The following is a 24,373-nucleotide window of genomic DNA, read 5'->3' on the forward strand; positions in this document are numbered from 1 at the left end:
CATTGAAGCATATTTTTCTTTCTCGTGTGGCTGCTTACCATTGTGTTTTGACCTGCAGGAGCATGCAATGAAGATGATCGGTTTCAAAAAAGCGAGCAGTGTGGGCGAACAAGGCGGCCTGTTCGACATGGAAGGCCCGATGCCCGTGCCCGGCCCGCGCGACGTGCTGGTGCAAGTGCGCGCCGTGGGAGTGAACCCGCTCGACACCAAGGTGCGCGCAGGGCTGGTGACGGTACCCGATGCCGTCACGACTCTGGGCTGGGATGCGGCCGGCGTCGTGCATGCGGTGGGCAGCGAAGTGACCCTGTTCGCGCCGGGGCAAGCCGTGTATTACGCGGGCTCGTTCGACCGCGCGGGGGCGAATGCCGCATATCATCTGGTCGATGAGCGTATCGCGGGGCGCATGCCGGCGAGCGTGGATTTTGCGCAGGCGGCCAGCGTGCCGCTGGCGGCGCTGACGGCGTGGCAATTGCTGTTCGAGCGTTTTGCCATCGCGCCGGGCGACGGGCAGCCACGGGGCAGCCTGCTGGTGCTGGGCGGCGCGGGCGGCGTCGGTTCCATGCTGATCCAGCTGGTGCGCCAGTTGACGGGCTTGACGGTGATCGCCACGGCCTCGCGCGGCGACAGCGCCCACTGGTGCCGGGCCATGGGTGCGCACCACGTGATCGACCATACACAACCCTTGCCGGCGCAGGTGGCGGCATTGAAGGTAGCGCCCGTGAGCCATATCGCCGCGCTGTCGCACACGGCGCAGCACGTCGCGGAACTGGTGCAGCTCATCGCGCCGCACGGCAAGCTGGCCGTCATCGACGACCATGATGTTTTTGATGCGGTGCCGCTGAAGGGCAAGAGCATCTCGCTGCACTGGGAAATGGTGTTTACACGGCCTCTGTTTGTCACCGAAGACATGATCGAGCAGCACCGGATACTGAATCGCGTGGCGCGGCTGCTGGACGAGGGCGTGCTGCGCCACACGCTGCGGCAGCGCTTGTCGCCGATGAACGCGGCCACCTTGCGGCGCGCGCATGCGTTGCTCGAGCGGGGCGGGCAGCCGGGCAAGATCGTCGTCAGCGCGGTGTAACGCCTAGACGAACAGCTCGCGCCGCGCGCTCTGGCTGATGGCCACGGTGGCCGGGTGGCGCAAGCGCCGTTCCGTGGTGATCGCGTAGACTTGTTCGACGAGGCTGTCGACCCTGCCCAGCGCCACCACGGCGTATTGCTCGCACACCTGGGGCGCGATGACGGTGGGGGCAAAGAACAGGCCGGCGCCCGACTGGCCGAAGGCTTTCATCATGGCGCTGTCGTCGAACTCGCCGACGATGCGCGGGTGCAGGTTGTTATCGCCCAGCCACTGCAGCAAGCGCCCGTAGATGGCGAAGTCTTCGCCGGGCAGCAGCAGCGGCGCGCCGTCGAGGCATTGCGGGAAGCCGCCCGTCAGGGTGGCGGCCAGGGCTGGCGTGCCGAACAGGGTCATGCCGCTTTCGCCCAGTAGATGGTTAAAGCCGCGCACGCTCAAGTGGGCCGGCATGGGACGGTCCGCCATGATCAGGTCGAGCCGGTGCACGGCCAGGTCCGCCAGCAGGCTGGCCAGCCGGCCTTCGCGGCAAATGATGCGCAGCGGTTCGGCCAGGCCCAGCGCCGGTTCCACGAGGCGGCAGGCGATCAGTTTCGACACGGAATCGGCGCACCCCACGCGAAACGTCGTCGTCGTGGTGCGCGACTGGTCGCGCACGATTTCCAGCAATTCATCGCCCGTGCTGAAAATGCTTTCGGCATGGCTGAGGATGCGCCTGCCCGTGTCCGTCAATTCCAGCTGGCGCCCGCTGCGGCGGAACAGTTCCACGCCCAGGGTGTCGGCAAATTCGCTGAGCTGCCCGGAAATCGATTGCGGCGTCAGGTGCAGCTGCTCGGCCGCGCGGGCGATGCTGCCCGTCTTGGCCACCATCCAGAAATAGCGCAAGTGCTTGAAATTGAGTGTCGACATGGTGTTTCCCGGCAGGTTAATACATCGATTTTTCCGATGTATTATTAAATTATATTCGATTTGTTCGATGTTTGTATTCGGACTATGATGGCTGCTCAATTCATGCAAGGAGAGTGTCATGGACTTCAGAATACAGACAGATGGTCGCGGAGGCCGCCGATGAATGGCCTGGAAAGTATTGCTACGGCACCCATGTGGGCCGGCTTCATCGCCTTTGTCCTGGTGATGCTGGCGCTGGACTTGTTCGTCTTTGGCGGCAACAAAGCGCACAAGGTCAGCGTCAAGGAAGCGGCCACGTGGTCGCTCGTGTGGGTCAGCCTGGCCCTGCTGTTCAACGGCGGTCTGTGGTGGTATCTGAACGGCACGGCCGGTCCCGAGATCGCCAACCAGAAGGCACTGGAATTTTTCTCCGGCTACCTGATCGAGAAAGCCCTGTCGGTCGATAACGTGTTCGTCTTCCTGCTGATCTTCAGCGCCTTCCAGGTGCCGATCCAGTACCAGCGCCGCGTGTTGATTTATGGCGTGCTGGGCGCGATCGTCATGCGCGCCGTGATGATCATGGCCGGCGCGTGGGTGGTGAGCGAGTTCAGCTGGGTGCTGTACCTGTTCGGCGCTTTCCTGTTGATTACAGGTATACGCATGCTGGTGGCGGCCGATGCGGAACCGGACGTGGCGAACAACCCCGTGCTGCGCTTTGCCCGCCGCCACTTGCGGGTGGCCGACGGCGACCATGGCGAACGTTTCTTCGTCGCAAAGAATGGCTTGCGCTATGTCACGCCCTTGTTCCTCGTGCTGATCCTGATCGAGGTGACGGATCTGGTCTTTGCGGTCGATTCGATCCCGGCGATTTTCGCCATCACGACGGACCCGTTCATCGTCTTCACGTCGAACCTGTTCGCCATCATGGGATTGCGCGCCCTGTACTTCCTGCTGGTGGACGTGGCCGACCGCTTCCACATGCTCAAGTATGGCCTGGCGATGGTGCTGGTGTTCATTGGCGCAAAGATGCTGATCATGCCGTGGTATCACGTGCCCGTCGAAGCGTCCTTGCTGGTGGTGGCGGTCCTGATCGTGGCTAGCTGCGTGGCGAGCGTGTTCATCACCCGCAGCGACAAGAAGTAAATGCCGTACCGCGCGCCCTGCAATGGCGGGGCGCGCTTTTTAACCAAGAATGGAAAGAGGAACTATGCGTACCTATGCAATGAACAGTCCCCAGGCAGCGGGACGTATTCTGGCCCTGATGATGGTGGTCGATGGCAACCTGGCCAGCGCCGAGCTGCAAGCGATGCACCGCAGCAAGATCCTTGATCACATCGACCTGGAGCCGGCCGCCTTCCAGCAACTGCTGCAAGACCTGTGCGATGACATGCTGACATCGACCGTGCATGGCGCCGTGCAACTGGCCAATGGCGTGATCGACAGCTTGCTCGATGAAATCACCGACCCGGACTTGCGCCGCAAGCTGCTGCAAGCCATGTGGAAGATCGCCGATGCGGACGACTGGCTGGCCGATGGCGAAGCCGTGTTGCTGGCCCGCGCCAGCGCGGCATGGTCGGCGGAAACCAACTTCCGCCGGCATGCGGCGTAATTACTGCGCCTTGTGCCCCATGGCAATGACGGCGGCGCCGGCCAAGGCCAGGCCCACGCCGGCGACGTCGGTCCAGGCGGGCGTGACGCCGTCCACCAGCCACAGCCATCCCAGCGCCGTGGCGATATAGATGGCGCCATACGTGGCGTACACGCGGCCGCTGGCGGCCGGATGCAAGGTCAGCAGCCACACGAAGATCAACAGGCTGAGGGCGGCCGGCAACAGCAGCCAGGCGCTGCCCTTGTTGCTCAGCCACAGCATAGGCAGGTAGCAGCCCAGCAGTTCGGCCACGGCCGTGACAGTAAACAGCCCGAAAGTGCGGGCAAGGCTGGTCCATTCGATGGCGTCGTTCATTGCATTCCTGTTTTTTCAGTCGAGCCGCCATTGTAGACGGGTGAGCCTTCATTGAGCTGCAGGGCAACATACAGCAGCAGGCGGTCATCCGTGTCGTCCAGGTCCAGCCCCGTCAGTTCGGCGATCTTTTGCAGCCGGTAATCGAGCGTGTTGCGGTGGATGTGCAAGGCCCTGGCCGTGGCCATCGGGTGGCTGTGGTGGCGGAACCAGGCGGCCAAGGTGCGCATCAGGGTGCCCGACTTGCGGTCGTGCGCCTGCAGGCGCGCCAGGGTCTGGCGCAATTGCTCCGCCTGCCAACCGGCTTGCAGGCCGGACAGCAGCACGGGCAGGCTCAGTTCCAGATAGGAAAAAGTGGTTTGTTCGCCATCGCGGGCGCGGCCCACGCGCGCCGTCTGCTTCGCCGACTCATACGATGCCGTCGCGCCATCGAGGCCCGGTAAGGCCACGCCCATGGCCAGGGTGGCGTTCGGCGTGAGCGCCTGCTGCGCCACCTGGTGCAGTTCCAGCAGGCGCTGCCTGGCTTGCGCCGCGCGCGCCTGCTGCGGGCCGCTGGCGGGAAAGGCGTCGAGCAGCACCAGTTCGCCCGGCGAGACGACGGCCATCAGCAGGGATGGCCAGCGGGCCGACAGGTCGGACTGCACTTGTTGCAGCTGCGTCAGCACCTGGTCGAGCCGCTCGCCCGGGCCTTCGCCCGCATCCGGTATTTCCAGCACGAACATGGCGCGCGGCACGCGCAAATCGACGGCCAGGCGCGCCGCCCATGCCTGCATGCTGGCGTCCGAAATGCCCGTGCGGTACACGAGCTGGAACACGAATTCCTCGCGGTAGCGCTTTTCGTGCTGCAACTCGCTGACCAGCCGCGCCTGCTCCAGCATCATTTCCGCCATGGCCCGCACCAGTTCGCCGAACTGGCGCACGGCGTCCGGCTCGCCCGTCAAGCCCAGCACGCCGCAAATCTCGCCGCGCACCGTCAGGGGCAGGTTGATGCCGGCCCGCGTGCCCGGCAGCCGGGCCATGTCGGCCGCGCCGATTTCCACGCTGGCGCGCCGGGCCAGTGCCAGTTGCGCGCCCGGATGCAGGTCGCCCACGCGCTGCGGGTCGCCGCTGGCCAGGATCACGCCGTGCGCATCGATGACATTCACGCTGAAGGGAATGATGTGCATGGTGCGCTGGACGATGTCCTGCGCCAGGGGGAGGTCAATATTCGGCATGTGGTGTCCGTCTTGTGCATCTGCATGGAATCATCGTATTGGGCGCTCAATTTCTTCATGCATCCGCACGATGACTGTTTCTGTGGGCGATTGTACGATGGGCAGGCCGTATCCCATAAAAAATAGTCAGGAGACACCCATGACCACCCAACCAGGCGCCAGCCTGTCCGCCGGCGCGTCCGCGCAGGACCGCGTGCGCGAAGGCGCCTACCGCAAGGTGACCTTGCATCTGATCCCCTTTATCTTCATCTGCTACCTGTTCAATTACCTGGATCGCGTGAATGTCGGCTTTGCCAAGCTGCAAATGCTCGATGCGCTGCAATGGAGCGAAAGCGTGTACGGCCTGGGCGCGGGCATTTTCTTCATCGGCTACGTGGCCAGCGGCGTGCCCAGCAATCTGCTGCTGCACCGCCTGGGCGCGCGCAAGGTCATCGGCACCCTGATGATTGCCTGGGGCATCGCCTCGGCCTGCCTGATGTTTGTCACCACGCCGGCCGCGTTCTATTCGCTGCGCTTTATCACCGGCGTGTTCGAGGCGGGCTTCTTCCCCGGCATCGTGCTGTACTTTACGAACTGGTATCCCGCGTCGCGCCGGGGCCGCATCATGGGCCTGTTCATGTCGGCCATCCCCATTTCCGGCTTGCTGGGCAGCCCCTTGTCGGGCTGGATGATGCAATCGTTCGCGGGCCACGGCGGCCTGGCCGGCTGGCAATGGATGTTCCTGCTGCAAGGCATTCCTACCGTGCTGCTGGGCTTTCTCGTGTACGTACTGCTCAATGATGGCATCGCCCAGGCGAAGTGGCTCAATACCGAAGAAAAGCAGCTGCTGCGCGCCGACCTCGACGAGGATGAACGCCAGCGTCGCAACAGCGCGAATACGGCCGACACCTTTGCCAGCGTGCTGCGCAACAAGCATGTGTGGATGCTGGGCCTCGTGTATTTCTGTATCCAGATGGGCGTGTACGCGATCAACTTCTGGCTGCCCACCATCGTCAAGTCGCTGGGTTTCGCCAGCCCCGTCGCCGTGGGCTGGATCAGCGCCATTCCCTATCTGTGCGCCAGCATCTTCATGATCTGGGTGGGCCGATCGGCCGACAAGCACAAGGAGCGCCGCTGGCATTTGAGCGGCCCCCTGCTGATGGCGCTGTGCGGCTTGCTGCTGGCGACCCAGGCGCACGGCAACGTGGTTATCGCCCTGATCGGCCTGTCGCTGGCGACCATGGGCGCGTTGTCCGGCCTGCCCATGTTCTGGCCCTTGCCGACGGCGTTTCTCGGCAGCGCGGCGGCGGCCGGCGGCCTGGCGCTGATCAATTCGCTGGGCCAGGTGGCGGGTTTCGTCAGCCCCTTCCTCGTCGGCTGGATCAAGGATGCGACGGGCGGCACCGACGTGGCCCTGTATATTCTTTCCGCAGTGATGCTGCTGGGCGCCATACTGGTGCTGCGCGTTCCCGCGCGCATTGTGAATCGCTGATGTCATCGAAGGAGGAATTGAGAATGACGACCACTGCGGCGCCGCGCGCCTTGCTGCAAGCCATGTTCCAGGCCGCCATCGCCGCGGCCCAGCCGTCGCACTGCATCCCGCCCCATCTGCCGCCCGCGCCCAAGGGCCGGCTGATCGTCATCGGCGCCGGCAAGGCGTCGGCCGCCATGGCGCAAGCCGTGGAACGGCATTGGCCGGGGCCGCTGTCGGGATTGGTGGTGACGCGCTACGGCTATGCCGTACCGTGCGAACGCATCGAGATCGTGGAAGCGTCGCATCCTGTGCCGGATGCGGCCGGCATGCAGGCCGCGCGGCGCATGCTCGACCTGGTGGGCAACTTGCAGGCGGACGACACGGTGCTGTGCCTGATCTCGGGCGGCGGCTCGTCCTTGCTGGCCTTGCCTTTGGATGGCATCACTTTGGCCGACAAGCAAGCCTTGAACCGCGCGCTGCTGGCGTCGGGCGCCACCATCGGCGAAATGAATTGCGTGCGCCGCCATTTGTCCTCCATCAAGGGCGGCAGGCTGGCGGCTGCCTGCCATCCGGCGCAAGTGGTGACGTTAGCCATTTCAGACGTGCCCGGTGACAAGCTCGGCGACATCGCTTCCGGCCCCACGGTGGGCGACGCGACGACGTGCGACGATGCGCTGGCCATCGTGCGCCGCTATGGCATGGATTTGCCGGACAGCATAAGAAAGACCTTGGAAAGCGGGCGCGGCGAATCCGTGAAACCCGATGATCCGCGCCTGGCGCGCACGCGCACGACCCTGATCGCCACGCCGCAGATGGCGCTGGAAGCGGCCGCTGCCGTGGCGCGCGCGGCCGGCGTCACGCCGTATATATTAGGCGACAGCCTGGAAGGCGAGGCGCGCGACGTGGGCAAGGTCATGGCCGGCATCGCGCTGCAGACGGCCGTACGGGGCCAGCCGTTTCCCGCCCCGTGCGTACTGCTGTCGGGCGGCGAAACGACGGTCACCGTGCGCGGCAAAGGCCGCGGCGGGCGCAACGTGGAATTCCTGCTGGCGCTGGGCATCGCGCTGGACGGCCACGAGGGCATTCACGCGCTGGCCGGCGACACGGATGGCGTCGACGGCCAGGAAGACATCGCCGGTGCGGTCCTGGCGCCCGACACCCTGCAACGGGCCTGGGCGCAAGGCATCAAGCCGCGCGACAGCCTGGACAACAACGATGGACACGGCTTCTTCCAGGCGCTGGGAGATAGCGTGATCACGGGTCCGACATTGACGAACGTCAATGATTTCCGGGCTATTTTGATTACCTGATTAGTTAAAATTTTCCAGGACGATTTTCCCTTTCGCGGTATTGCTTTCCAGCAGGGCATGCGCGCGTTTCAGGTTTGCCGCGTTGATCGTGCCGAAGCGCTCGGCCAGGGTCGTCTTGATGACACCTGCGTCCACCAGCTGCGCCAGCTCTTCGAGCAGTTCATGCTGCTGGACCATGTCGGCCGTCTGGAACAGCGAACGGGTAAACATCAGTTCCCAGTGCAGCGACACGCTCTTGCCCTTGAACTTGCGCACGTCGATGTGCTCGGGGTCGTCGATCAGGGCGAACTTGCCTTGCGGCGCGATCAGTTCCACGATTTGCTCGAAATGCTCGTCCGTCTGGTTCAGGCTGATTACATAATCGACGGGCGGCAAACCGAGGCGCGTAATTTCCTGCGCCAGGGGCAGGCTGTGGTCGATCACGTGGTGGGCGCCCAGTTCCCTGACCCAGTCCGCCGTTTCCGCGCGCGACGCCGTGCTGATGATGGTGACACCCGTCAACTGCCGCGCCAGTTGCACCAGCACGGAGCCGACGCCGCCGGCCGCACCGATCACCAGCAGGGACTTGCCGGTGAGATTTTTGTCGCGGCTGATCTGCAGGCGGTCGAACAGCAATTCCCAGGCAGTAATGGCGGTTAAAGGCAGGGCGGCGGCCGGAGCAAAGTCCAGGCTGGCCGGCATGTGGCCGACGATGCGCTCGTCGACCAGCTGGAATTCGCTGTTGCTGCCGGCGCGGTTGATGGCGCCCGCGTACCAGACCTTGTCTCCCACCTGGAACAGGCTCACGTCGGGGCCGACGGCGGTGACGACGCCGGCCGCATCCCAGCCCAGCACTTCCGGCTGGCCGTCTTTCGGCGCGCGGTTCTTGCGCACCTTGGTGTCGACGGGGTTGACGGAAATGGCCTTGACGGCGACGAGCAGGTCGCGTCCCGTGGCGACGGGAACGGGCAGCTCGATGTCGAGCAGGGCGTTGTCATCCGTGATGGGCAGGCTGTGGTGGTAGGCGATGGCTTTCATGGGTGTTCCTTCGGTAAAGAGTGATGGCGCGGCCGATGGCGGTGTCGGATTGCGCGGGGCTGTGCCCCGCTAATCCGACCTACGCCATACAGGCTTGATGACGTATCATGAACATTTTCTCGCCTTGGAAACAGGGGGCGCATACCGAAACACTTTCAAAGGAATGCTGAAAATTGCTGCGACTCGATGACTTGCAGGTGTTTGTGCGCACGGCCGACCGCGGCAGTTTGTCGGCGGCCGCGCGCGAGATCGGCATTTCGCCCGCGCTGGCCAGCGCCGCCGTCAAGCGCCTGGAAGGGGAGCTGGGCTTGCGCCTGCTGGCCCGCACGACCCGTTCGCTGAGCCTGACGGCGGAAGGCACGCAATACCTGGAACACGCGCGCGAAGCCTTGCGCCTGCTGCGCGCCGGCCACGATGCGCTGCTGGCTGGCAAGGACAGTTTCGGCGGAACCTTGAAAATTGCCATGCCCTCGGATTTGGGTCGCAACCTGATGCTGGGCTGGTTGGACGAGTTCCAGTCGCGCCATCCGAAACTGCACTACCAGCTCAGCGTCAGCGACCGGGTGGCCGACATGGTGCGCCAGCAAGTCGACGTGGCCATCCGCTATGGGCAGCAGGACGATTCGAGCATGGTTGCCATGCCGGTCGCGCCCGCCAACGACCGGGTGCTGGTGGCGTCGCCCGCCTACCTGCGCGAACATGGACCCCTGCTGGCGCTGGAAGACTTGGCGCAGCGCAATTGCCTGCGCTTCGCGCTGGAAGACGGCTTGCACGACCGCTGGACCTTTTACCGCCTGCCCCAGCGCGAGCAAGTGACGATAGCCGTAAGCGGCAACCGCAGCGCCGACGACGCCGACCTGGTGCGCCGCTGGGCCGTGGCGGGCCTGGGCATCGCCTATAAATCGCGGCTCGATGTGGCTGGCGACCTGGCCGCCGGCCGCCTGCAGGCACTGTTGCCCCAGGTGGCGGGCGAGGCTACGCCCTTGCACCTGGTCTGCACGCACCGGGCGCAAGTGACGCCGCTGGTGCTGCAGCTGCGCGATTTCCTGCGCGATAAGTGCGCGGAATTGCAAAAATAGCATTGTTGATTACAACTCGTTGCAAATGGCAATCATGCGCAGGTCAACCTGGGCGTACCCTCAGGCATTCTGGTTGAAACCGCTTGAAGGACTGCCATGACCCCTCACCGACTATTGCCGACGACCTTGATTTCCCTGCTGTTGCTGGCCGGCTGCGCCGCGACGGCGCCGCCGGCCGCGCAGCATGCCGTCGTCGCGCCCGACAATGCCGCGCAAGGCATCGCGATGCTTGAACGTGTCAGCTGGGGCGTGAACGGGGGCAGTGCGCGCCAGTTGCAAAAGGAAGGCTGGAGCGCTTACCTGCAGGCGCAATTGCATCCGGGTAAAGCCAGTCTGCCGCCCGCCGTGCAGGCGCAGATCGACGCCATGACGATCAGCCAGGTGCCGCTCGATCAGCTCGTCATGTCCGTGGAGCAAAAACGCAAGGAGGCGGCTGCCGTCATGGACGACGTGGCGAAGCAGCAGGCGCAAAAGGATTACCAGCAAGAACTCAACCGCCTGGCGCGCGAAGCGGCCACGCGTTCGCTGTTGCTGGACGTGTATTCGCCGAACCAGCTGCAGCAGCAGCTGAGCTGGTTCTGGCTCAACCATTTCAGCGTGCACCAGGGCAAGCACAACTTGCGCGCCATGGTCGGCGATTACGAAGCGAACGCCATCGCGCCGCATGCGCTGGGGAAATTCCGCGACTTGCTGGGCGCGACCGTCCACCATCCGGCCATGCTGCGCTACCTGGACAATGAAGCCAACGCCGTCAAGCGCATCAATGAAAACTATGCGCGCGAGTTGATGGAACTGCACACGCTGGGTGTGAACGGCGGCTACAGCCAGACGGACGTGCAGGAGCTGGCGCGCATCCTGACGGGCGTGGGCGTCAACCTGGGCGCGGACACGCCGAAGGTGAAACCGGCGCTGCAGTCGCAATACGTGCGCCGGGGCTTGTTCGAGTTCAACCCGAACCGCCACGATTATGGCGATAAGCAATTCCTCGGGCAAACGGTGAAGGGCACGGGCCTGGCCGAGCTCGATGAAGCGCTGGACCGCCTGAGCCGCAGTCCCGCCACCGCGCACTTTATCAGCGGCAAGCTGGCCCAGTATTTCGTTGGCGACAATCCGCCCGCGCCGCTGGTGGCGCGCATGGCGGCCACCTTCCAGCAAAGCGACGGCATGATTGCCGACGTGCTGCAGACCATGTTCAACAGCCCGGAATTCAAGCAGTCGCTGGGCAAGAAATTCAAGGACCCCATGCATTATGTGGTGTCGGCCGTGCGCCTCAGCTATGACGACAAGCCCATCCTGAACGCAGGTCCCATGCTGAGCTGGCTCTCGCGCATGGGCCAGCCTTTGTACGGACGCCAGACGCCGGACGGCTATCCTCTGACGGACGCCTCCTGGGCCAGCCCCGGCCAGATGACGACGCGTTTCGATATCGCCCGCACCATCGGTTCGGGCAGCGCCGGCCTGTTCAAGACGGATGGCCCGCAGCCGCAGGAAAAGGTGGCGTTTCCTCAGCTGGCCAGCGCCTTGTACTTCCAGTCGCTGCAGCCAACCTTGAGTCCGGCGACGCGCCAGGCTCTGGAACAGGCCGCTTCGCCGCAGGAGTGGAATACCTTTTTGCTGTCATCCCCTGAAATGATGCACCGCTAAGTTGAAACTGAAGGAATCGCCATGAATCGTCGTGATTTGTTAAAAGCCCTGGCCGCCGCGCCCCTGTTGTCGCACGTGGGCAGCTTGCTGGCCGCGCCCGCCACGAATGCGAAGCTATTGTTCGTCTTTTTGCGCGGCGGCTATGACGCGAACAACTTGCTGGTGCCCATCGGCAGCGATTTTTACTATGCATCGCGGCCGAATATCGCCATCGCGAAACCGGGCGAAGAAAACGGCGCGCTGGCCTTGAACGCCGACTGGGCCCTGCATCCGGCTTTGCGCGAAACCATCTATCCCATGTTTACGGGCGGTGAGGCGGCTTTCATTCCGTTTGCGGGCACGACGGATCTGACGCGCAGCCATTTCGAGACGCAGGACAGCATCGAGCTGGGACAGGAACTGGGCGGGCGCCGCGATTTCCGCTCGGGCTTTTTGAACCGGCTGGCGCAAAGCTTGAATGCCAAGCAAGGCAACCACGCCATTTCCTTCACGGACCAGCTGCCGCTGATCTTCCAGGGCGGCGTGCAGGTGCCGAACATGGCGTTGCGTTCCGTGGGCAAGTCGGGCATTGATGCGCGTCAAAGCCAGGTCATCGCGGCCATGTACAAGGGTACGCCCCTGCAGCAGCCGGTCAGCGCGGGATTTGCCGTGCGCGACGATGTGACGAAGGAATTGACGGGCGAGATGCAGGCGGCCAACCGCAACGCCATCAGTACCAAGGGCTTTGAACTGGAAGCGCAGCGCATCGCCCGCCTGATGAAGGACAAATACAATCTTGGCTTCGTTGACGTGGGCGGCTGGGATACGCACGTGGGACAGGGCGGCGCCAACGGCTACCTGGCGGGGCGTTTCGATGAGCTGGGGCGTGGCCTGGCTGCGTTCTCGCAGGAAATGGGTAGCGAGTGGCGCAATACCGTCGTCGTCGTGGTCAGCGAATTTGGCCGCACCTTCCGCGAAAACGGCAACCGCGGCACGGACCACGGCCATGGCAGCGTGTTCTGGGTGCTGGGCGGGGCTATCCATGGGAAACAGGTGGCGGGCGAGCAGGTGGCGATTTCGCAGGCGACGCTGTTCCAGAACCGCGACATGCCCGTGCTCAACGAATACCGGGCCGTGCTGGGCGGCTTGCTGCGCCGCACCTTCGGTTTGACGTCGGTGCAGCTCGATCACGTGTTTGCCGGCGTCAAGCCGGTGGAGCTGGGTCTCGTGTGATGCAGCGAACCGCCGTGTTACGCTATGCCTGCGCAACTGGCGCGTAGCCTAGCACCTATCAAAACCTACTGCGCGTCGTAATTTGCGGCCTGCGATGCTCACTGTACCTTCGTACAGTTGCGCTTCTCAGCCACAACTTCCTTCCGCTCGCTACGGTTTTGTTAGGCGCTATAAGCCTGCACACCTTTACAGTGTGCGGGGCACGAATGGAGTGGCATGAACGATACCCAGCGCGATATTGTCAGCGCAGGTTTTTCCCTGGCTCTGATTGCCGTGACGGCCTTCGTCATGCAGCGTTTCTTCTTGCCGCTCGTGTGGGCCGGCATCCTGTGCGTAGCCACTTGGCCACTGTACCTGCACGTGCGCGCGGCGCTGGGCCAGCGCCCCATCGTGGCGGCGGCCGTGCTGACCCTGGCGTTCGCCTGCATCTTCATCATTCCCGTGCTGTTCGGCGTGGCGCAGGCGGCGCGCGAAGTGCCAGCGCTGGCCAATTTCGTCGTGCATGCGAATACGGACGGCTTGCCCGTGCCGGACTGGGTGGCGCATATCCCGCTGGCCGGCAGCGCCATCGGCGACTGGTGGCAAGCCACCCTGAGCCAGCCCCATGGCCTCGGTCACTTCTTTGCTGGCAGCGCCGTGGGCGGCTTTCATTCCGCGCGCGACATGCTCAAGGTGCTGGGCGCGGACGTGTTCCACCGCCTGGTCGACTTTGGCCTGGCTTTCTTGTGCCTGTTTTTCTTCTACAAGGATGGCGAAGCGCTGACGCGCCAGATCACGGTCGTCGGCAGCCATTTCCTGCGTCCAGAACGGTGGGGCCGCTATGCGCAAAAGATCCCGACCGCCATCCGCGCGACCGTCAACGGCCTGGTGCTGGTGGGCCTGGCCGAAGGAGTGCTGATCGGCATCGCCTACGCCATCGCCGGCTTGCCGTCGCCGGCCCTGTGGGCGTTCGCCACGGGCATCCTGGCCATCATCCCGTTCGGCGCGCCGCTCGCTTACCTGTGCGCGGCCGCCTTGCTGGTCTTCCAGGGTAATGTGGGCGCCGCCATCGGCGTGGCCGTCTGGGGCACCGTGGTGCTGTTCGTCGCAGACCACTTCGTGCGCCCCGGAATGATCGGCAACGCCACCCGCTTGCCCTTCCTGGCCGTGTTGTTCGGCATTCTGGGCGGCGTGGAAACCCTGGGCCTTGTGGGCCTGTTCATCGGCCCTGTCGTGATGGTGCTGTTCGTCACGCTTTGGTACGAAGCGAACGTGTCCGACAAGGCGCTGCCAGTGCAAACACCTGCCAGCCCGGCCGCGCCGGAACGCATACAGTAATGAGGGGTTGGCCAGCGTTGCCGCTGGCCAGTACTGGCGCGCTCCCGGCGTGGCCGGACGGAGCTGACTTTACAACAGGGTGCGAGCACCTTGTTTTAAAGTCATTCTTAATGTGCCTTGGATAGAATGAGCAACCAACGACGCATCAGCAGCACTTCAACATAGCCCGGCTCGATGCCCGTACCGCACTCGATCAGGGGATTGACGGTGTAGTAGCGCTTGCGGAAGTCGCGGCAGACGAGGATTTCGCGCTTGCCCATGCGGACGAGGAAAGAGCTTGGGGCGTATTCCAGGCCGAACCGTGAGCCAAAACCGCTATTCAATGTTGCCATGACAATTCCTTTGAGGGAGATGTGTTGAACGAGTCATCAGAATAGCATAACTACTGTATGAATACACAGTTACTGTATGAATAAACAGTATTTTTTTACTGGTGTGGTTTTTTTGATCACCACGCTTAATTTGAGGAGTAAGTAGTTTGCAAGAGAAAAATGACCTGGGCATGACCACGGGCTGGACCACGAAACTGCGCCGCTTCGTCGAGGCGCGTCTGTCGCCCGAGGGCGAACTGGGCTTGCATATGACGGTGGGCGTGGCGCTGATGCTGGTGGCCATCGTGGTCTTCCACGAGATCGCCGAAGCCGTGATGGGCATGCAGCAAATCACCGTGATCGACTTGCAGGTGGCGCACTGGTTCAACCAGCATGCCGTGCCGTGGATCACCAGTTTCCTGCTGGTCGTCACGCACATGCATGGCGTGATCGGCGCCATCACCCTGGCTGTCTTGCTGGGCTGGTATCTGCGCCGCAAGGGGGCCGACTATTGGCTCTTTACCCTGGTCATCACCATGCCGGGCGTCATGTTTTTGAACCTGCTGCTAAAGTACATTTTTGTCCGCGCGCGGCCCAGTTTTGACGAGCCCATCCTGCAGACGGCCTTGAGCACGTACAGCTTTCCGAGTGGCCATACTGCCACCTCGACTGCCCTGTACGGCTTGCTGGCCGCCTACCTGATTTGCCAGACGGCGCCGGGTGCCTGGGGCAAGCGCATCGCCATCGCGCTGGGTGCTTTCCTGATGGCGTCACTCGTGGGCTTCAGCCGCATCTACCTGGGCGCGCATTACCTGAGCGATGTGCTGGCGGCCATGGCGGAAAGCTATGGCTGGCTGGCCATCTGTATCGCTGGCGTGTCGACCCTGCGCCGGCGCCGGCACATCCGGCAAACCAAATAAGGGGAAACGATCCTGAGCAAGATTGCAGTCATCATCAACGGGGGCGCCGGCTGCGGCTATGCGCCCGACTGGGCGCAGCAGCTCGAAGCGAAATTCGCCGCCGTGGGGCTCGATGCCGACATTACCTTGGCGCAAAGCGGCGCCGAGATGATTGCCACGGCCGAGCAAGCACTGCGCGATGGCGCGCCCATCGTCGTGGCCGGGGGAGGCGACGGCACCATCAATGCCGTCGCCTCCGTCGTTGTCGGCAGCGGCACGCCGTTCGGCGTCTTGCCGCTGGGCACATTGAACCATTTCGCCAAGGATTTGAATATTCCGCTCGAGCTTGATGCGGCGATTGCCAACGTGGCGCAGGGCGTGCCGCACCAGGTCGACGTGGGCGAAGTCAATGGCCGCATCTTCCTGAACAATTCCAGCCTGGGCCTGTATCCCGATATCGTGCGCGACCGCGAAAAGCAGCAGCGCCGGCTGGGACGGGGCAAGTGGCTCGCCTTCAGCTGGGCCCTGCTGGCCGCCTTGCGCCGCTATCCGTTCCTCAGCGTGCAATTGACACTCAACGACGCCGTGCATGCGCGGCGCACGCCTTTCGTCTTCATCGGTAATAATGAATACTTGATGGAAGGCTTGAATATCGGCGAGCGCGAGCGGCTTGATGGCGGCCAGCTGAGCCTGTACGTGGCGCAGCGTCCGGGCCGCCTGGGCTTGTTGAAGCTGGCATTGCACGCGCTGTTCGGCAAGTTGTCGCAGGCCAAGGATTTTGATGTGTTGACGGCCACCGACCTGGAAATCGCCACGCATCACCGCCGCCTGCGCGTGGCCACCGATGGCGAAGTGACCATCATGAATACGCCGCTGCAGTACCGCATCCGCACGGCCGCGCTGGCCGTGCTCGTGCCGGCGCCGGCACTTTCTGGGGAGTAAGACCATGCGTACCATCGTGCATTTGTCCGACTTGCATTTTGGCAGGGTCGATGCGGACCTGCTGGCGCCCTTGCGCGCACTGGTCGAGCGCCTGGAGCCTGACGTGGTGGTGGTCTCGGGCGACCTGACGCAACGCGCCCGCAGCGCCCAGTTCCAGCAGGCGCGGCACTTTCTCGACAGTTTGCCGGGGCCGCAGATCGTAGTGCCGGGCAACCATGACGTGCCGCTGTACAACGTCTTTTCCCGCTTCCTCACGCCGTTGGTGAAGTACCGGCGCCATGTGACGGACGATTTGTCGCCCGAATATGTGGACGAGGAAATCGCCGTGCTGGGCATCAACACGGCCCGTTCCCTGACGTTCAAGGATGGGCGCATCAGCCACGAGCAGATCGATTTCCTGCGTGAACGCCTGGGCAGTTTGCCGCCCGGTTTGACGCGCATCATCGTCACGCACCATCCATTCGACTTGCCGGAAAACTTCGACAAGGATGACCTGGTCGACCGCGCGCCGCAGGCGCTGCAAATGTTTTCCGAATGCGGCGTGGATTTGCTGCTGGCGGGACACTTGCATGCGAGCGTGGCGGGCAATACGGCCGAGCGCTACAAGATCGCCGGCTATGCTGCGCTGATGGTGCAGGCGGGCACGGCCACGTCCACGCGGGGCAGGGGCGAGTCGAACTCCTTCAATGTGCTGCGCGTGGAAAACAGCTGCATCCGGGTCGAGCGCTACAGCTGGAATGAGGACAGCGCCGACTTTGAAAAAGTCAGCACGGAAGCATTCGAGCGCCAGGGCGGCGTGTGGGCCAGCTTGCGGCCGCTGTAGGTTTCCCGTAGGTCGGATTGGCGCGGCGAAGCCGGGCCTAATCCGACAAGATTGTTGGCTTTGGTAATGGCTGTGGTGATGTCGGATTACGCTCCGCTAATCCGACCTACAGCCAGTAGTTCATGAAACGCGCCGCCCACTCCTTCATGCGGTCGGAGAGCGGCCGCGTTTCCCATTTCGCCTTGGTGATCTCTTCCGAGTCGCGCAAGTCTTCCTGGAAGGCGTTTTCCATTTCACGGCCGAAGCTGTCACCGAGCACGATCACGTTCAGTTCGCTGTTGTGCAGGAAGCTGCGCATGTCGATGTTGGTCGAGCCCACGGTCGACCAGGCGCCGTCGATGACGGCCGTCTTGGCGTGCAGCACGGCCAGTTTCAAATGAAAGATGCGGATGCCGCCAGCCAGCAGCTGGTCGTACAGCGCGTGTCCCGCATGGAACACGAGGCCGCTGTCGGACACGCCGGGAAGCACCACGGTGACGTCCACGCCCCGTTTCGCGGCGGCTACAAGTGCGTCGACCGTCTGCTGGTCGGGCACGAAATAGGCGGACGTGATGTGGATCGATTTCTTTGCTTCCTGGATGGCCAGGATGTACGCCTTGTAGATTTCGAAGCCACCCTCCGGCTCGCTGGCCACCACGCGCACCAGCTTGTCGCCCACTTCCGACAGGGTCGGGAAGTAACTGGCATCAGGCAAGTCGGCCTGGTCTTGTTGTGCCCAGGTGCGGATGAACAGCCACTGGAAGGCGGCCACGGCCGGGCCTTCCACTTTCACGTGGGTATCGCGCCAGCCCACGTCTTTCTTGTCCGTGGGTTTCGATTTCGAGCGGAACAGCGAGCTTTTCGCATAGGTATCGCTGATATTGATGCCGCCCGTAAACGCCATCTTGCCGTCGACGATCAACACCTTGCGGTGGTCGCGGTTGTTGATCTTCCAGTCGTCGCCCTTGAGCTTGGCGGGGTTGACGGGGTTGAACGCCACCAGGTGGATGCCGGCCGCGCGCATGCGGTCGAAGAACGCCTGCGGCACGCCGATGGTGCCCACGCTGTCGTAGATGACGTTGACCGTCACGCCCGCCTGCTGCTTTTCGATGAGCATGTCGGCAAATTTCAGGCCCAGCGGGTCCTGGTCGAAGATATACGTTTCCAGGTTGATGCTGGTCTTCGCTTCGCTGATGGCCTGGAACATGGCGGCCATGGTTTGCGGGCCGTCAAACAGCAGGGTCACCTTGTTGCCCTTGATTAAAGGCACGCCCGTGGCCGCCTCTTCCAGCGCGGCCTGGGTCTTCAAGTCCATGCCGGACTTGGCCCAGCGCTTGTTGAGCAGGGCGGCGCGGCTGTTGACGTTGAGCACGGCGCCCTTGCCCGTGATCACTTTGGGCTTGGCCACCGGCTCCAGGGTGGTATTGAGATTCTTGACATTGGGCAGCGAGGCGCATGCAGCCAGGGTCCAGCACAGCAGTAGGGCGGTGAGACAGGGTTGCATGCGCCGAGCGGTCATTTTTGAGCCTTGTTCGTCAGTGACAGGGTTGCCGACTCGTCAATCAGTGCCAGGGGTGGCGGGTTTTTCGAGCCGAAGAAGAAGACGATGGGCGAGCGCAGGAAGCGCTTGCCCAGAATCTTCAATAATTGCATGCCGTGCTTGAAGCGCACCTGGCGTGAACGCAGGGCCACCCACAGGGCCAGGCCGAAGCTGACCAGCAGGTTGGCCGTGCCGATGGCGAAGATGCCCGACAGCGACTTGACGGCCAGTTGCCAGCTCATGTTGTGGTCGAGGCCCACGAGGGCTGTCGCAAAGTTGGCGGCCGAGAAGGTGATGTGGCGGATATCGATCGGCAAGCCGATCAAAAAGCCCAGGGTGCCGATGGAGCCCAGCAGGATACCAAAATAGAAGTTACCCATCAGTCCGCCCAGGTTGTTTTCCAGGTACAGGCCCAGGCGTTGCAGGCGTTCCTGGCCGATTACCCGGCCCAGGCCGCGCAGTTGCGCGATGCGCTGCGCCCAGCGCGTGTACAGGGCCTGGTTGTCATAGTAGCCGGAAATCAGGCCGGCCACGAACAGGCACACGCCGGCGATCATGGCGTAGAAGATGGCGGGGCTGCCGATGGGGTCGATATCGTGCAGCAAGTGCATGGCTTTTTCGGGCGTCACCAGATTGTGCCCCGTGATCGCCTTGTAGCCGAGGGCGATCAGCCAGGCCGTAGGAATGGCGGTGGCCAGGTTGCCCAGCACGGCCATGTTTTGCGTGCGGAAGACCTTGTTGATCAGTTCGGCCATGCTGTCGAGGTCGATGTTCCGGCCGTCCTTGCTGTGCAGGCCTGCGGCGATGCGCGAGGCTGTCATGGCCGGTTGCTTGGTGGCCACCGTGAAGTGCAGCAAGTGGATGAACATGAAGCCGATCGAGTAATTCATGCTGAACATGAACGCTTCGACCAGCGGCGCCGAGCGCAGGTAGGACATCAATATCTTGAACAGGGCCATGAAGCCGATGATCACGCCCGCGCCGGCGGACGAGAGGAACATGGCGCCCATTTCGCGGCGGTTTTCCGCGATGTAGTGCTCGCCCGTACGGCTGGCGTTTTCCGTCACATTGCGCGCCAGCAAGTTGATATTGTCGGAAAACAGGTCGCTGACCTTGTACTTGTGGTTATGCGCGCGTATCAGTTCCAGCGCCAATCCGACGGCGCCCGCGCGGCGGCGGCTGACGGGCTGCGGGTGCAGCAAGTCCTGCGTGGCGTCGACGGTGATGGCGGCGATGTCCACGTTGTTCGATGCGGGCAGCTCGCCGCTCGTGTCGACGAGGAACAGCAGCTTGCGCAGGCGCTCGATGCTTTGCGCCAGCGCCACCAATAAATACGTGAGAGGAATGCTGGTGCCCTGGTACAGCGCCTTCTTGCGGATCTTGGCGATGACGGCGTCGCACTGGTCCAGCATCACCAGCAAATGGCGCGCGTCCTCGATGTGTTCGATATCGCCTTGTAGCAGGCTCGTGTAGGCGTCCAGGTAGGCGTTTACTTCCGTATTCTGCACCATGAACGGCGACTGGAACACTTCGATTTCATTGTGAAAACGCGTCAGTTCCGGTTCCAGGCCCATGGCGCAGACGCGGTAGGACAGGGTGCGGATGGCGTCGAGCATGCCAGGCAGCATGATGTTGCCATCGCCGACGGCCAGTTCGATCTCGTCGCTGGTCAGCACGTCGAACAGTTCCAGCCAGTCCGTGGCGGGCACGTTGCTGATCCATAAATAATCGGTCTTCAGGTACAGCACCTGGTCGAGCGCGTCGTTCAGGTATTCGTCGCCCAAGGCGGGCGGCAGCATGCGGTAGGCGATGCGGCGTTTCAATTCCGTGAAAAAACCGCTGTTCGACAGCACGCCGATATCGGTGTACAGGCTGGCGTGGCGGCGCGCTGCCAGCACGCGCAGCACGTATTCGTGCAGGGCGCGCGCTTGCGCGGGGTTACCTTTGAGAAGCTGGCGCAGGGTGCGCACGTTGGCAATCGCGGTAGCGCTGTCGTGGGAGCGCTTGGGACGCAGTGAGTTGAACAATTCCACCAGCAAGTCGATATTGCTGGAGTTGGGGTCAATGCGTTCGAGGATAGCTAGCATGCAGAAAAAACGGGCGAGCCGCTGTCGGTAAAACCAGTAGTGTACCGCCTGCGTCAGATCGCGCAACGTTCGCCACCGAACATTGCTTTACGGCAGGGCCTGCAATTACCGCCATTTTGCCGCAAATTGCCACAATCATGGTCAATCTTGCGTGTTGTCAGGGTACGACGCATTTCCCGGGACTAAACTGAAGTTTCTGTTGTACAACGCACGGATGGCTGGACAAAAAGCGGGGATAAGGTAACACTGAGATCAGACACACAGCGCATGTCCTGATCAATACCGGGAAGTTTCATTCACGTTACCGAGATATTTATCATGAAGACCTCGTATTTTGCGCTTGCTGTGATAGGGATGGGGCCTTTCGCGCTGGGCGCGACGGCCCAGGCTGCCGATGGCGCAGGCAGTGCCGCATCCAGTAACGTTGCCGTGTACGGCGTGCTCGACGCGGGCATCGTGGCCGAACGGGGCTGCGCCGCCAATTGCGCCGGCGCCAAGGTGTCCGGCGGTGTCGCCTCCGGTTCGCGCCTGGGCGTGCAGGGCCGCGAAGCGCTGGGCAATGACGTATCGGCCGTATTTACCCTGGAAGCGGGCATCCAGAACGACACGGGCCAGTCGGAAGAGGGCCGCTTGTTCGGCCGCCAGGCCTACGTGGGCCTGGACAGCCGCCTGGGCGCGCTGACCCTGGGGCGCCAGTACAACCTGCAATACCTGACCCTGACCGACGTGGCCGACCCGTTCAAGGGCGGCATGGCCGGCAGCGCCAGCAACCTGGCCGGCTACAGCGTGAAACGCTACGACAATACCGTCAAATACGTGACACCGGCCTTGCGCGGCGTGACCGCCAGCGCCATCTACAGCTTTGGCGAGTCGCCGTACAGCAGCGCCAACAACCGCGCCTATGGCGCCACCCTCGGCTATTCGTCCGGCGCAGTGAATGTCAGCGTGTCGCACCAGCGCAAGAACAACTTCATCCTCGCCTCCGGCACCTTGCCCGCCATCGACATGTCGGCCCGCAACACCCTCATCGCGGCGAACATTGACCTGAAAGTGGCCACCGCCTTTGCCGCCGTGGGCGTCAACAAGGGCTATGGCAGTTCGCCGTGGGACCCGAACAATGCCTACAGCTCGCTGGCCCTGTCGATGTCGTCGTCGGACAGCCGCGACACCTTGCTGGGCGTGTCCGTGCCCGTGGGCGGCTTCAAGCTGCTGGCCTCGTACGTGCGCAAGGACGACCGCGACCTGGCCGACCGCGACGCCAAGCAGGTGGCCGTCGGCCTCACGTATTCCCTGTCAAAGCGCAGCGATTTCTATGCCTCTTACGCGAAGATCCACAACAAGAATGGCGCCCGCTACACGGTGGGCAATGCCAGCGACGCGGGCCGTGGCGACGCCGCCTTCAACATGGGCTTCCGTCACGGTTTCTGACCAGCAGCGCTTGATGGCGCAGGACACGTTGCTCCCAGCCACTTGCCGTTGCTCGTCACATTCACCTGTTCCGGCGTGCCGCGCGCGCTGGTCGTCACCGCCAGCTGCATGTTGAACGCCTGCTCGCCGCTGAATATCACCTTGCCTTCGCCGCTCGATTTCGGATTCGCGCACGTGAATGACACCTGCATGCCGCCCGCGATGTCCTTGTTCTTCGAGGTGCAATCGCCGGGCTGGCCCGTGGGAATCTGCTTGCGCGCGGCCATTTCAGGCGTCACGCAAGCCGTCACGCGCACGGCGCCGCTGGCGTCCACGGTGGGCATGGCCATGCCGCGGCTGGCCGCCATGCTTTCCAGCTGCTTGCGTTGATCGGGAGGAAGGTTGCCCAGCTGCTGCAGCACCATGGACATGGCGTTGTCGGTGGCGGCGTCCGGCGACGCCATCTTGCTGTCGACCTGCCACAGGCCCGGTTTGATGGTGGGGGACGACGAGGCGGCCTGGGCGCTGGCCTGGCTGCCCAAGGCGGCGCAAGCCAGTAAACTGAGGCTTAGCAAAGAATGTTTCATGTTGGCGTCTCCAGAAAAGGCAGACCCCAGCATACGGCATGGCAAGCGGGGCACGCTTGCCATTGTGTTACAAACTGTGATCAGGCTCGATGCGGCGCACGTCCACGCAGGCGATGCGGCGCTCGTCCGCCTCGACGATTTCATAGCGCAAATCGTCGAGTTCCAGTACTTCGCCCACGGCCGGCATGTTTTCGAAATGCGCCAGCAGGAAGCCGGCCAGCGAGTTGTACTCGCCGTCTTCGCTGACCAGGGTTTCCGTTTCGAACACTTGCTCCAGGTAGTGCAGGTCCGTCGCGCCGTCGATGCGCCAGTGGCCGGGGCCCAGCACTTCCACGTCGGGCTGCTCGTCCTCGTCGGGGAATTCGCCGGCGATGGCTTCCAGGATGTCGATCGGCGTGAGCACGCCTTGCACGGTGCCGAACTCGTCGACCACCAGCACCAGCTGGCCGCGCGAGCGCTTCAGCGTTTCCATGGCTTTCAGCACGCCGGCCGCTTCCGGCACGACGACGGCTTCGCGCATGCTGGCCGGGTCGATCTTGCCGTGCGACACCAGGTCCTCGATCAGGTCCTTGCTGCGCGCGATGCCGACCACATTGTCGAGGTCGTCATTGCAGACGGGAATCATGCTGTGCGGCGTTTCACGCAGCAGTTGCAGCATCTTGTCGCTGCTGTCGTTCAGGTTGACCCACGACACGTCGCCGCGCGGCGTCATCACCGAGCGGATCGAGCGTTCGGCCAGGGTCAGCACGCCGCTGACCATGTTGCGCTCTTCCACGCCGAAGGCGGAGACGTCGGGCAATTCCTTGACTTCGTGCTCTTCGACGGTTTCGCGGCCCTTGCGCCCGCCCAGCAGGCTCAGGACGGCTTGCGCCGTGCGGTCGCGCAGCGGGGCGTTCGATTGCAGCTTGAGGAAGTTGCGGCGCGCCAGCTGGTTGAAGAACTCGATGACGATGGAGAAACCGATGGCCGCGTACAGATAGCCTTTCGGAATGTGGAAGCCCAGGCCTTCGGCCACCAGGGACAGGCCGATCATCAGCAAAAAGCTCAGGCACAGCACGACGACGGTGGGGTGGGCGTTGACGAAGCGCGTCAGCACCTTCGAGGCCAGCATCATGACGACGATGGAAATGACGACGGCCGCCATCATCACGTACAGGTTTTCCACCATGCCGACGGCCGTGATGACGGCGTCGAGCGAAAAGACGGCGTCGAGCACGACGATCTGCGCCACCACGAGGCCGAAGCCGGCGTAGACTTTCGGGCCCGTCTGGGCGTGCGTGACGCCTTCGAGGCGCTCGTGCAGCTCGCTGGTGGCCTTGAACAGCAGGAACAGGCCGCCGACGAGCAGGATCAGGTCGCGCCCCGAAAACGAGAATGTCAGTATGGAAAACAATGGCGTCGTCAGGGTGACCAGCCAGGAAATCAGCGAGAGCAGGCCCAGGCGCATGACGAGGGCCAGGGTCAGGCCCAGCACGCGTGCCTTGTCGCGCTGGTGCGGCGGCAGCTTTTCGGCCAGGATGGCGATGAAGATCAGGTTGTCGATACCCAGTACGATTTCCAGTACGACCAGCGTCAGCAGGCCGACCCAGATTGTCGGGTCAAATAACCATTCCATGTGTGTAACCTTGT

Annotated in this window: 22 protein-coding genes; 13 read left to right on the forward strand and 9 right to left on the reverse strand. The window is 63.2% G+C overall.

Going from position 1 to position 24,373, the window contains the following annotated elements; translation table 11 throughout:
- Positions 1-67 precede the first annotated feature (67 nt).
- Positions 68-1,081 carry a zinc-binding alcohol dehydrogenase family protein gene (locus VM94_RS04665; protein ID WP_046682400.1) on the forward strand — a complete coding sequence of 338 codons (1,014 nt, stop codon included), beginning with the start codon at positions 68-70 and terminating at the stop codon, positions 1,079-1,081.
- A 3-nt stretch (positions 1,082-1,084) separates the two neighbouring features.
- Here VM94_RS04665 and nhaR read toward each other — a convergent pair whose 3' ends face one another.
- Positions 1,085-1,984 (reverse strand): transcriptional activator NhaR, encoded by a 900-nt coding sequence (nhaR, locus tag VM94_RS04670; protein WP_046682401.1) that lies wholly within the window; start codon positions 1,982-1,984, stop codon positions 1,085-1,087.
- Positions 1,985-2,143: 159 nt separating this feature from the next.
- Here nhaR and VM94_RS04675 point away from each other — a divergent pair, with 159 nt between their 5' ends.
- Together VM94_RS04675 and VM94_RS04680 are read left to right on the forward strand one after the other, a co-directional pair.
- The gene (locus VM94_RS04675) at positions 2,144-3,106 is read left to right on the forward strand and encodes a TerC family protein (protein ID WP_046682402.1); all 963 of its coding nucleotides are present in this window, start codon (positions 2,144-2,146) and stop codon (positions 3,104-3,106) included.
- A gap of 64 nt (positions 3,107-3,170) precedes the next feature.
- On the forward strand, positions 3,171-3,572 hold the full coding sequence (locus tag VM94_RS04680) for a tellurite resistance TerB family protein (RefSeq protein ID WP_046682403.1): 402 nt from the start codon (positions 3,171-3,173) through the stop codon (positions 3,570-3,572).
- Here VM94_RS04680 and VM94_RS04685 read toward each other — a convergent pair whose 3' ends face one another.
- Positions 3,573-3,926: a YnfA family protein gene (locus tag VM94_RS04685; RefSeq protein WP_046682404.1), complete on the reverse strand. Its 354-nt coding sequence runs from the start codon at positions 3,924-3,926 to the stop codon at positions 3,573-3,575.
- The gene (locus VM94_RS04690) at positions 3,923-5,137 is read right to left on the reverse strand and encodes a sugar diacid recognition domain-containing protein (protein ID WP_046682405.1); all 1,215 of its coding nucleotides are present in this window, start codon (positions 5,135-5,137) and stop codon (positions 3,923-3,925) included. Before VM94_RS04690 ends, VM94_RS04685 begins: the two co-directional genes overlap by 4 nt.
- Before the next feature lie 139 nt (positions 5,138-5,276).
- On the opposite strand from VM94_RS04690, the gene VM94_RS04695 reads away from it, so the two are divergent.
- Together VM94_RS04695 and VM94_RS04700 are read left to right on the forward strand one after the other, a co-directional pair.
- Positions 5,277-6,608: an MFS transporter gene (locus VM94_RS04695; protein WP_046682406.1), complete on the forward strand. Its 1,332-nt coding sequence runs from the start codon at positions 5,277-5,279 to the stop codon at positions 6,606-6,608.
- A 23-nt stretch (positions 6,609-6,631) separates the two neighbouring features.
- The gene (locus VM94_RS04700) at positions 6,632-7,900 is read left to right on the forward strand and encodes a glycerate kinase type-2 family protein (protein ID WP_046682407.1); all 1,269 of its coding nucleotides are present in this window, start codon (positions 6,632-6,634) and stop codon (positions 7,898-7,900) included.
- On the opposite strand, the gene VM94_RS04705 is transcribed toward VM94_RS04700, so the two are convergent.
- Positions 7,901-8,917, reverse strand: a complete 1,017-nt coding sequence (locus VM94_RS04705; RefSeq protein ID WP_046682408.1) for a zinc-binding alcohol dehydrogenase family protein — start codon at positions 8,915-8,917, stop codon at positions 7,901-7,903.
- 173 nt (positions 8,918-9,090) lie between these two features.
- Between VM94_RS04705 and VM94_RS04710 the strand changes: the two genes are divergently transcribed.
- The 4 genes from VM94_RS04710 (at position 9,091) to VM94_RS04725 (ending at position 14,169) form a co-directional block, all read left to right on the forward strand.
- Positions 9,091-9,996, forward strand: coding sequence for a LysR family transcriptional regulator (locus VM94_RS04710; protein WP_046682409.1), 906 nt, complete (start codon positions 9,091-9,093; stop codon positions 9,994-9,996).
- Between the two features lie 96 nt (positions 9,997-10,092).
- Positions 10,093-11,640 carry a DUF1800 domain-containing protein gene (locus tag VM94_RS04715; protein WP_046682410.1) on the forward strand — a complete coding sequence of 516 codons (1,548 nt, stop codon included), beginning with the start codon at positions 10,093-10,095 and terminating at the stop codon, positions 11,638-11,640.
- A gap of 21 nt (positions 11,641-11,661) precedes the next feature.
- Entirely contained in the window at positions 11,662-12,852 is a 1,191-nt protein-coding gene (locus VM94_RS04720) for a DUF1501 domain-containing protein (RefSeq protein WP_046682411.1), read from the forward strand.
- Positions 12,853-13,068: 216 nt separating this feature from the next.
- Positions 13,069-14,169, forward strand: coding sequence for an AI-2E family transporter (locus VM94_RS04725; protein WP_046682412.1), 1,101 nt, complete (start codon positions 13,069-13,071; stop codon positions 14,167-14,169).
- A 107-nt stretch (positions 14,170-14,276) separates the two neighbouring features.
- On the opposite strand, the gene VM94_RS04730 is transcribed toward VM94_RS04725, so the two are convergent.
- Positions 14,277-14,501, reverse strand: a complete 225-nt coding sequence (locus VM94_RS04730; RefSeq protein WP_010396348.1) for a hypothetical protein — start codon at positions 14,499-14,501, stop codon at positions 14,277-14,279.
- Between the two features lie 146 nt (positions 14,502-14,647).
- Here VM94_RS04730 and VM94_RS04735 point away from each other — a divergent pair, with 146 nt between their 5' ends.
- From VM94_RS04735 to VM94_RS04745, 3 genes are read left to right on the forward strand one after another with little or no spacing between them, the layout of a single operon-like run.
- Positions 14,648-15,400 carry a phosphatase PAP2 family protein gene (locus tag VM94_RS04735; protein WP_313902970.1) on the forward strand — a complete coding sequence of 251 codons (753 nt, stop codon included), beginning with the start codon at positions 14,648-14,650 and terminating at the stop codon, positions 15,398-15,400.
- A gap of 12 nt (positions 15,401-15,412) precedes the next feature.
- Complete coding sequence (locus tag VM94_RS04740; RefSeq protein ID WP_138828869.1) at positions 15,413-16,321, forward strand: diacylglycerol/lipid kinase family protein; 909 nt, start codon at positions 15,413-15,415, stop codon at positions 16,319-16,321.
- A 4-nt stretch (positions 16,322-16,325) separates the two neighbouring features.
- The gene (locus VM94_RS04745) at positions 16,326-17,144 is read left to right on the forward strand and encodes a metallophosphoesterase family protein (RefSeq protein ID WP_046682414.1); all 819 of its coding nucleotides are present in this window, start codon (positions 16,326-16,328) and stop codon (positions 17,142-17,144) included.
- A gap of 106 nt (positions 17,145-17,250) precedes the next feature.
- On the opposite strand, the gene cls is transcribed toward VM94_RS04745, so the two are convergent.
- Both cls and VM94_RS04755 read right to left on the reverse strand, forming a co-directional pair.
- On the reverse strand, positions 17,251-18,627 hold the full coding sequence (gene cls / locus VM94_RS04750) for a cardiolipin synthase (protein ID WP_409929562.1): 1,377 nt from the start codon (positions 18,625-18,627) through the stop codon (positions 17,251-17,253).
- Positions 18,628-18,638: 11 nt separating this feature from the next.
- Positions 18,639-20,750, reverse strand: a complete 2,112-nt coding sequence (locus VM94_RS04755; RefSeq protein WP_046682529.1) for a site-specific recombinase — start codon at positions 20,748-20,750, stop codon at positions 18,639-18,641.
- 318 nt (positions 20,751-21,068) lie between these two features.
- Here VM94_RS04755 and VM94_RS04760 point away from each other — a divergent pair, with 318 nt between their 5' ends.
- Positions 21,069-22,178 (forward strand): porin, encoded by a 1,110-nt coding sequence (locus VM94_RS04760; protein WP_046682416.1) that lies wholly within the window; start codon positions 21,069-21,071, stop codon positions 22,176-22,178.
- Here VM94_RS04760 and VM94_RS04765 read toward each other — a convergent pair.
- Both VM94_RS04765 and VM94_RS04770 read right to left on the reverse strand, forming a co-directional pair.
- Positions 22,166-22,744, reverse strand: a complete 579-nt coding sequence (locus tag VM94_RS04765; protein ID WP_046682417.1) for a DUF3617 domain-containing protein — start codon at positions 22,742-22,744, stop codon at positions 22,166-22,168. The two genes, VM94_RS04760 and VM94_RS04765, sit on opposite strands and share 13 nt — an antisense overlap.
- 67 nt (positions 22,745-22,811) lie before the next feature.
- Complete coding sequence (locus VM94_RS04770) at positions 22,812-24,359, reverse strand: TerC family protein (RefSeq protein ID WP_046682418.1); 1,548 nt, start codon at positions 24,357-24,359, stop codon at positions 22,812-22,814.
- Positions 24,360-24,373 lie beyond the last annotated feature (14 nt).

The sequence above is a fragment of the Janthinobacterium sp. KBS0711 genome, assembly GCF_000988085.1.
Classification (GTDB): domain Bacteria; phylum Pseudomonadota; class Gammaproteobacteria; order Burkholderiales; family Burkholderiaceae_D; genus Janthinobacterium; species Janthinobacterium lividum_E.

What these genes read in the sequence shown, in the direction of transcription:
- VM94_RS04665 (WP_046682400.1), top strand. Translation starts at nt 68, where the DNA reads ATGAAGATGATCGGTTTCAAAAAAGCGAGCAGTGTGGGCGAACAAGGC.
- nhaR (WP_046682401.1), bottom strand. Translation starts at nt 1,984, where the DNA reads ATGTCGACACTCAATTTCAAGCACTTGCGCTATTTCTGGATGGTGGCC.
- VM94_RS04675 (WP_046682402.1), top strand. Translation starts at nt 2,144, where the DNA reads ATGAATGGCCTGGAAAGTATTGCTACGGCACCCATGTGGGCCGGCTTC.
- VM94_RS04680 (WP_046682403.1), top strand. Translation starts at nt 3,171, where the DNA reads ATGCGTACCTATGCAATGAACAGTCCCCAGGCAGCGGGACGTATTCTG.
- VM94_RS04685 (WP_046682404.1), bottom strand. Translation starts at nt 3,926, where the DNA reads ATGAACGACGCCATCGAATGGACCAGCCTTGCCCGCACTTTCGGGCTG.
- VM94_RS04690 (WP_046682405.1), bottom strand. Translation starts at nt 5,137, where the DNA reads ATGCCGAATATTGACCTCCCCCTGGCGCAGGACATCGTCCAGCGCACC.
- VM94_RS04695 (WP_046682406.1), top strand. Translation starts at nt 5,277, where the DNA reads ATGACCACCCAACCAGGCGCCAGCCTGTCCGCCGGCGCGTCCGCGCAG.
- VM94_RS04700 (WP_046682407.1), top strand. Translation starts at nt 6,632, where the DNA reads ATGACGACCACTGCGGCGCCGCGCGCCTTGCTGCAAGCCATGTTCCAG.
- VM94_RS04705 (WP_046682408.1), bottom strand. Translation starts at nt 8,917, where the DNA reads ATGAAAGCCATCGCCTACCACCACAGCCTGCCCATCACGGATGACAAC.
- VM94_RS04715 (WP_046682410.1), top strand. Translation starts at nt 10,093, where the DNA reads ATGACCCCTCACCGACTATTGCCGACGACCTTGATTTCCCTGCTGTTG.
- VM94_RS04720 (WP_046682411.1), top strand. Translation starts at nt 11,662, where the DNA reads ATGAATCGTCGTGATTTGTTAAAAGCCCTGGCCGCCGCGCCCCTGTTG.
- VM94_RS04725 (WP_046682412.1), top strand. Translation starts at nt 13,069, where the DNA reads ATGAACGATACCCAGCGCGATATTGTCAGCGCAGGTTTTTCCCTGGCT.
- VM94_RS04730 (WP_010396348.1), bottom strand. Translation starts at nt 14,501, where the DNA reads ATGGCAACATTGAATAGCGGTTTTGGCTCACGGTTCGGCCTGGAATAC.
- VM94_RS04745 (WP_046682414.1), top strand. Translation starts at nt 16,326, where the DNA reads ATGCGTACCATCGTGCATTTGTCCGACTTGCATTTTGGCAGGGTCGAT.
- cls (WP_409929562.1), bottom strand. Translation starts at nt 18,627, where the DNA reads ATGCAACCCTGTCTCACCGCCCTACTGCTGTGCTGGACCCTGGCTGCA.
- VM94_RS04755 (WP_046682529.1), bottom strand. Translation starts at nt 20,750, where the DNA reads ATGCTAGCTATCCTCGAACGCATTGACCCCAACTCCAGCAATATCGAC.
- VM94_RS04760 (WP_046682416.1), top strand. Translation starts at nt 21,069, where the DNA reads ATGAAGACCTCGTATTTTGCGCTTGCTGTGATAGGGATGGGGCCTTTC.
- VM94_RS04765 (WP_046682417.1), bottom strand. Translation starts at nt 22,744, where the DNA reads ATGAAACATTCTTTGCTAAGCCTCAGTTTACTGGCTTGCGCCGCCTTG.
- VM94_RS04770 (WP_046682418.1), bottom strand. Translation starts at nt 24,359, where the DNA reads ATGGAATGGTTATTTGACCCGACAATCTGGGTCGGCCTGCTGACGCTG.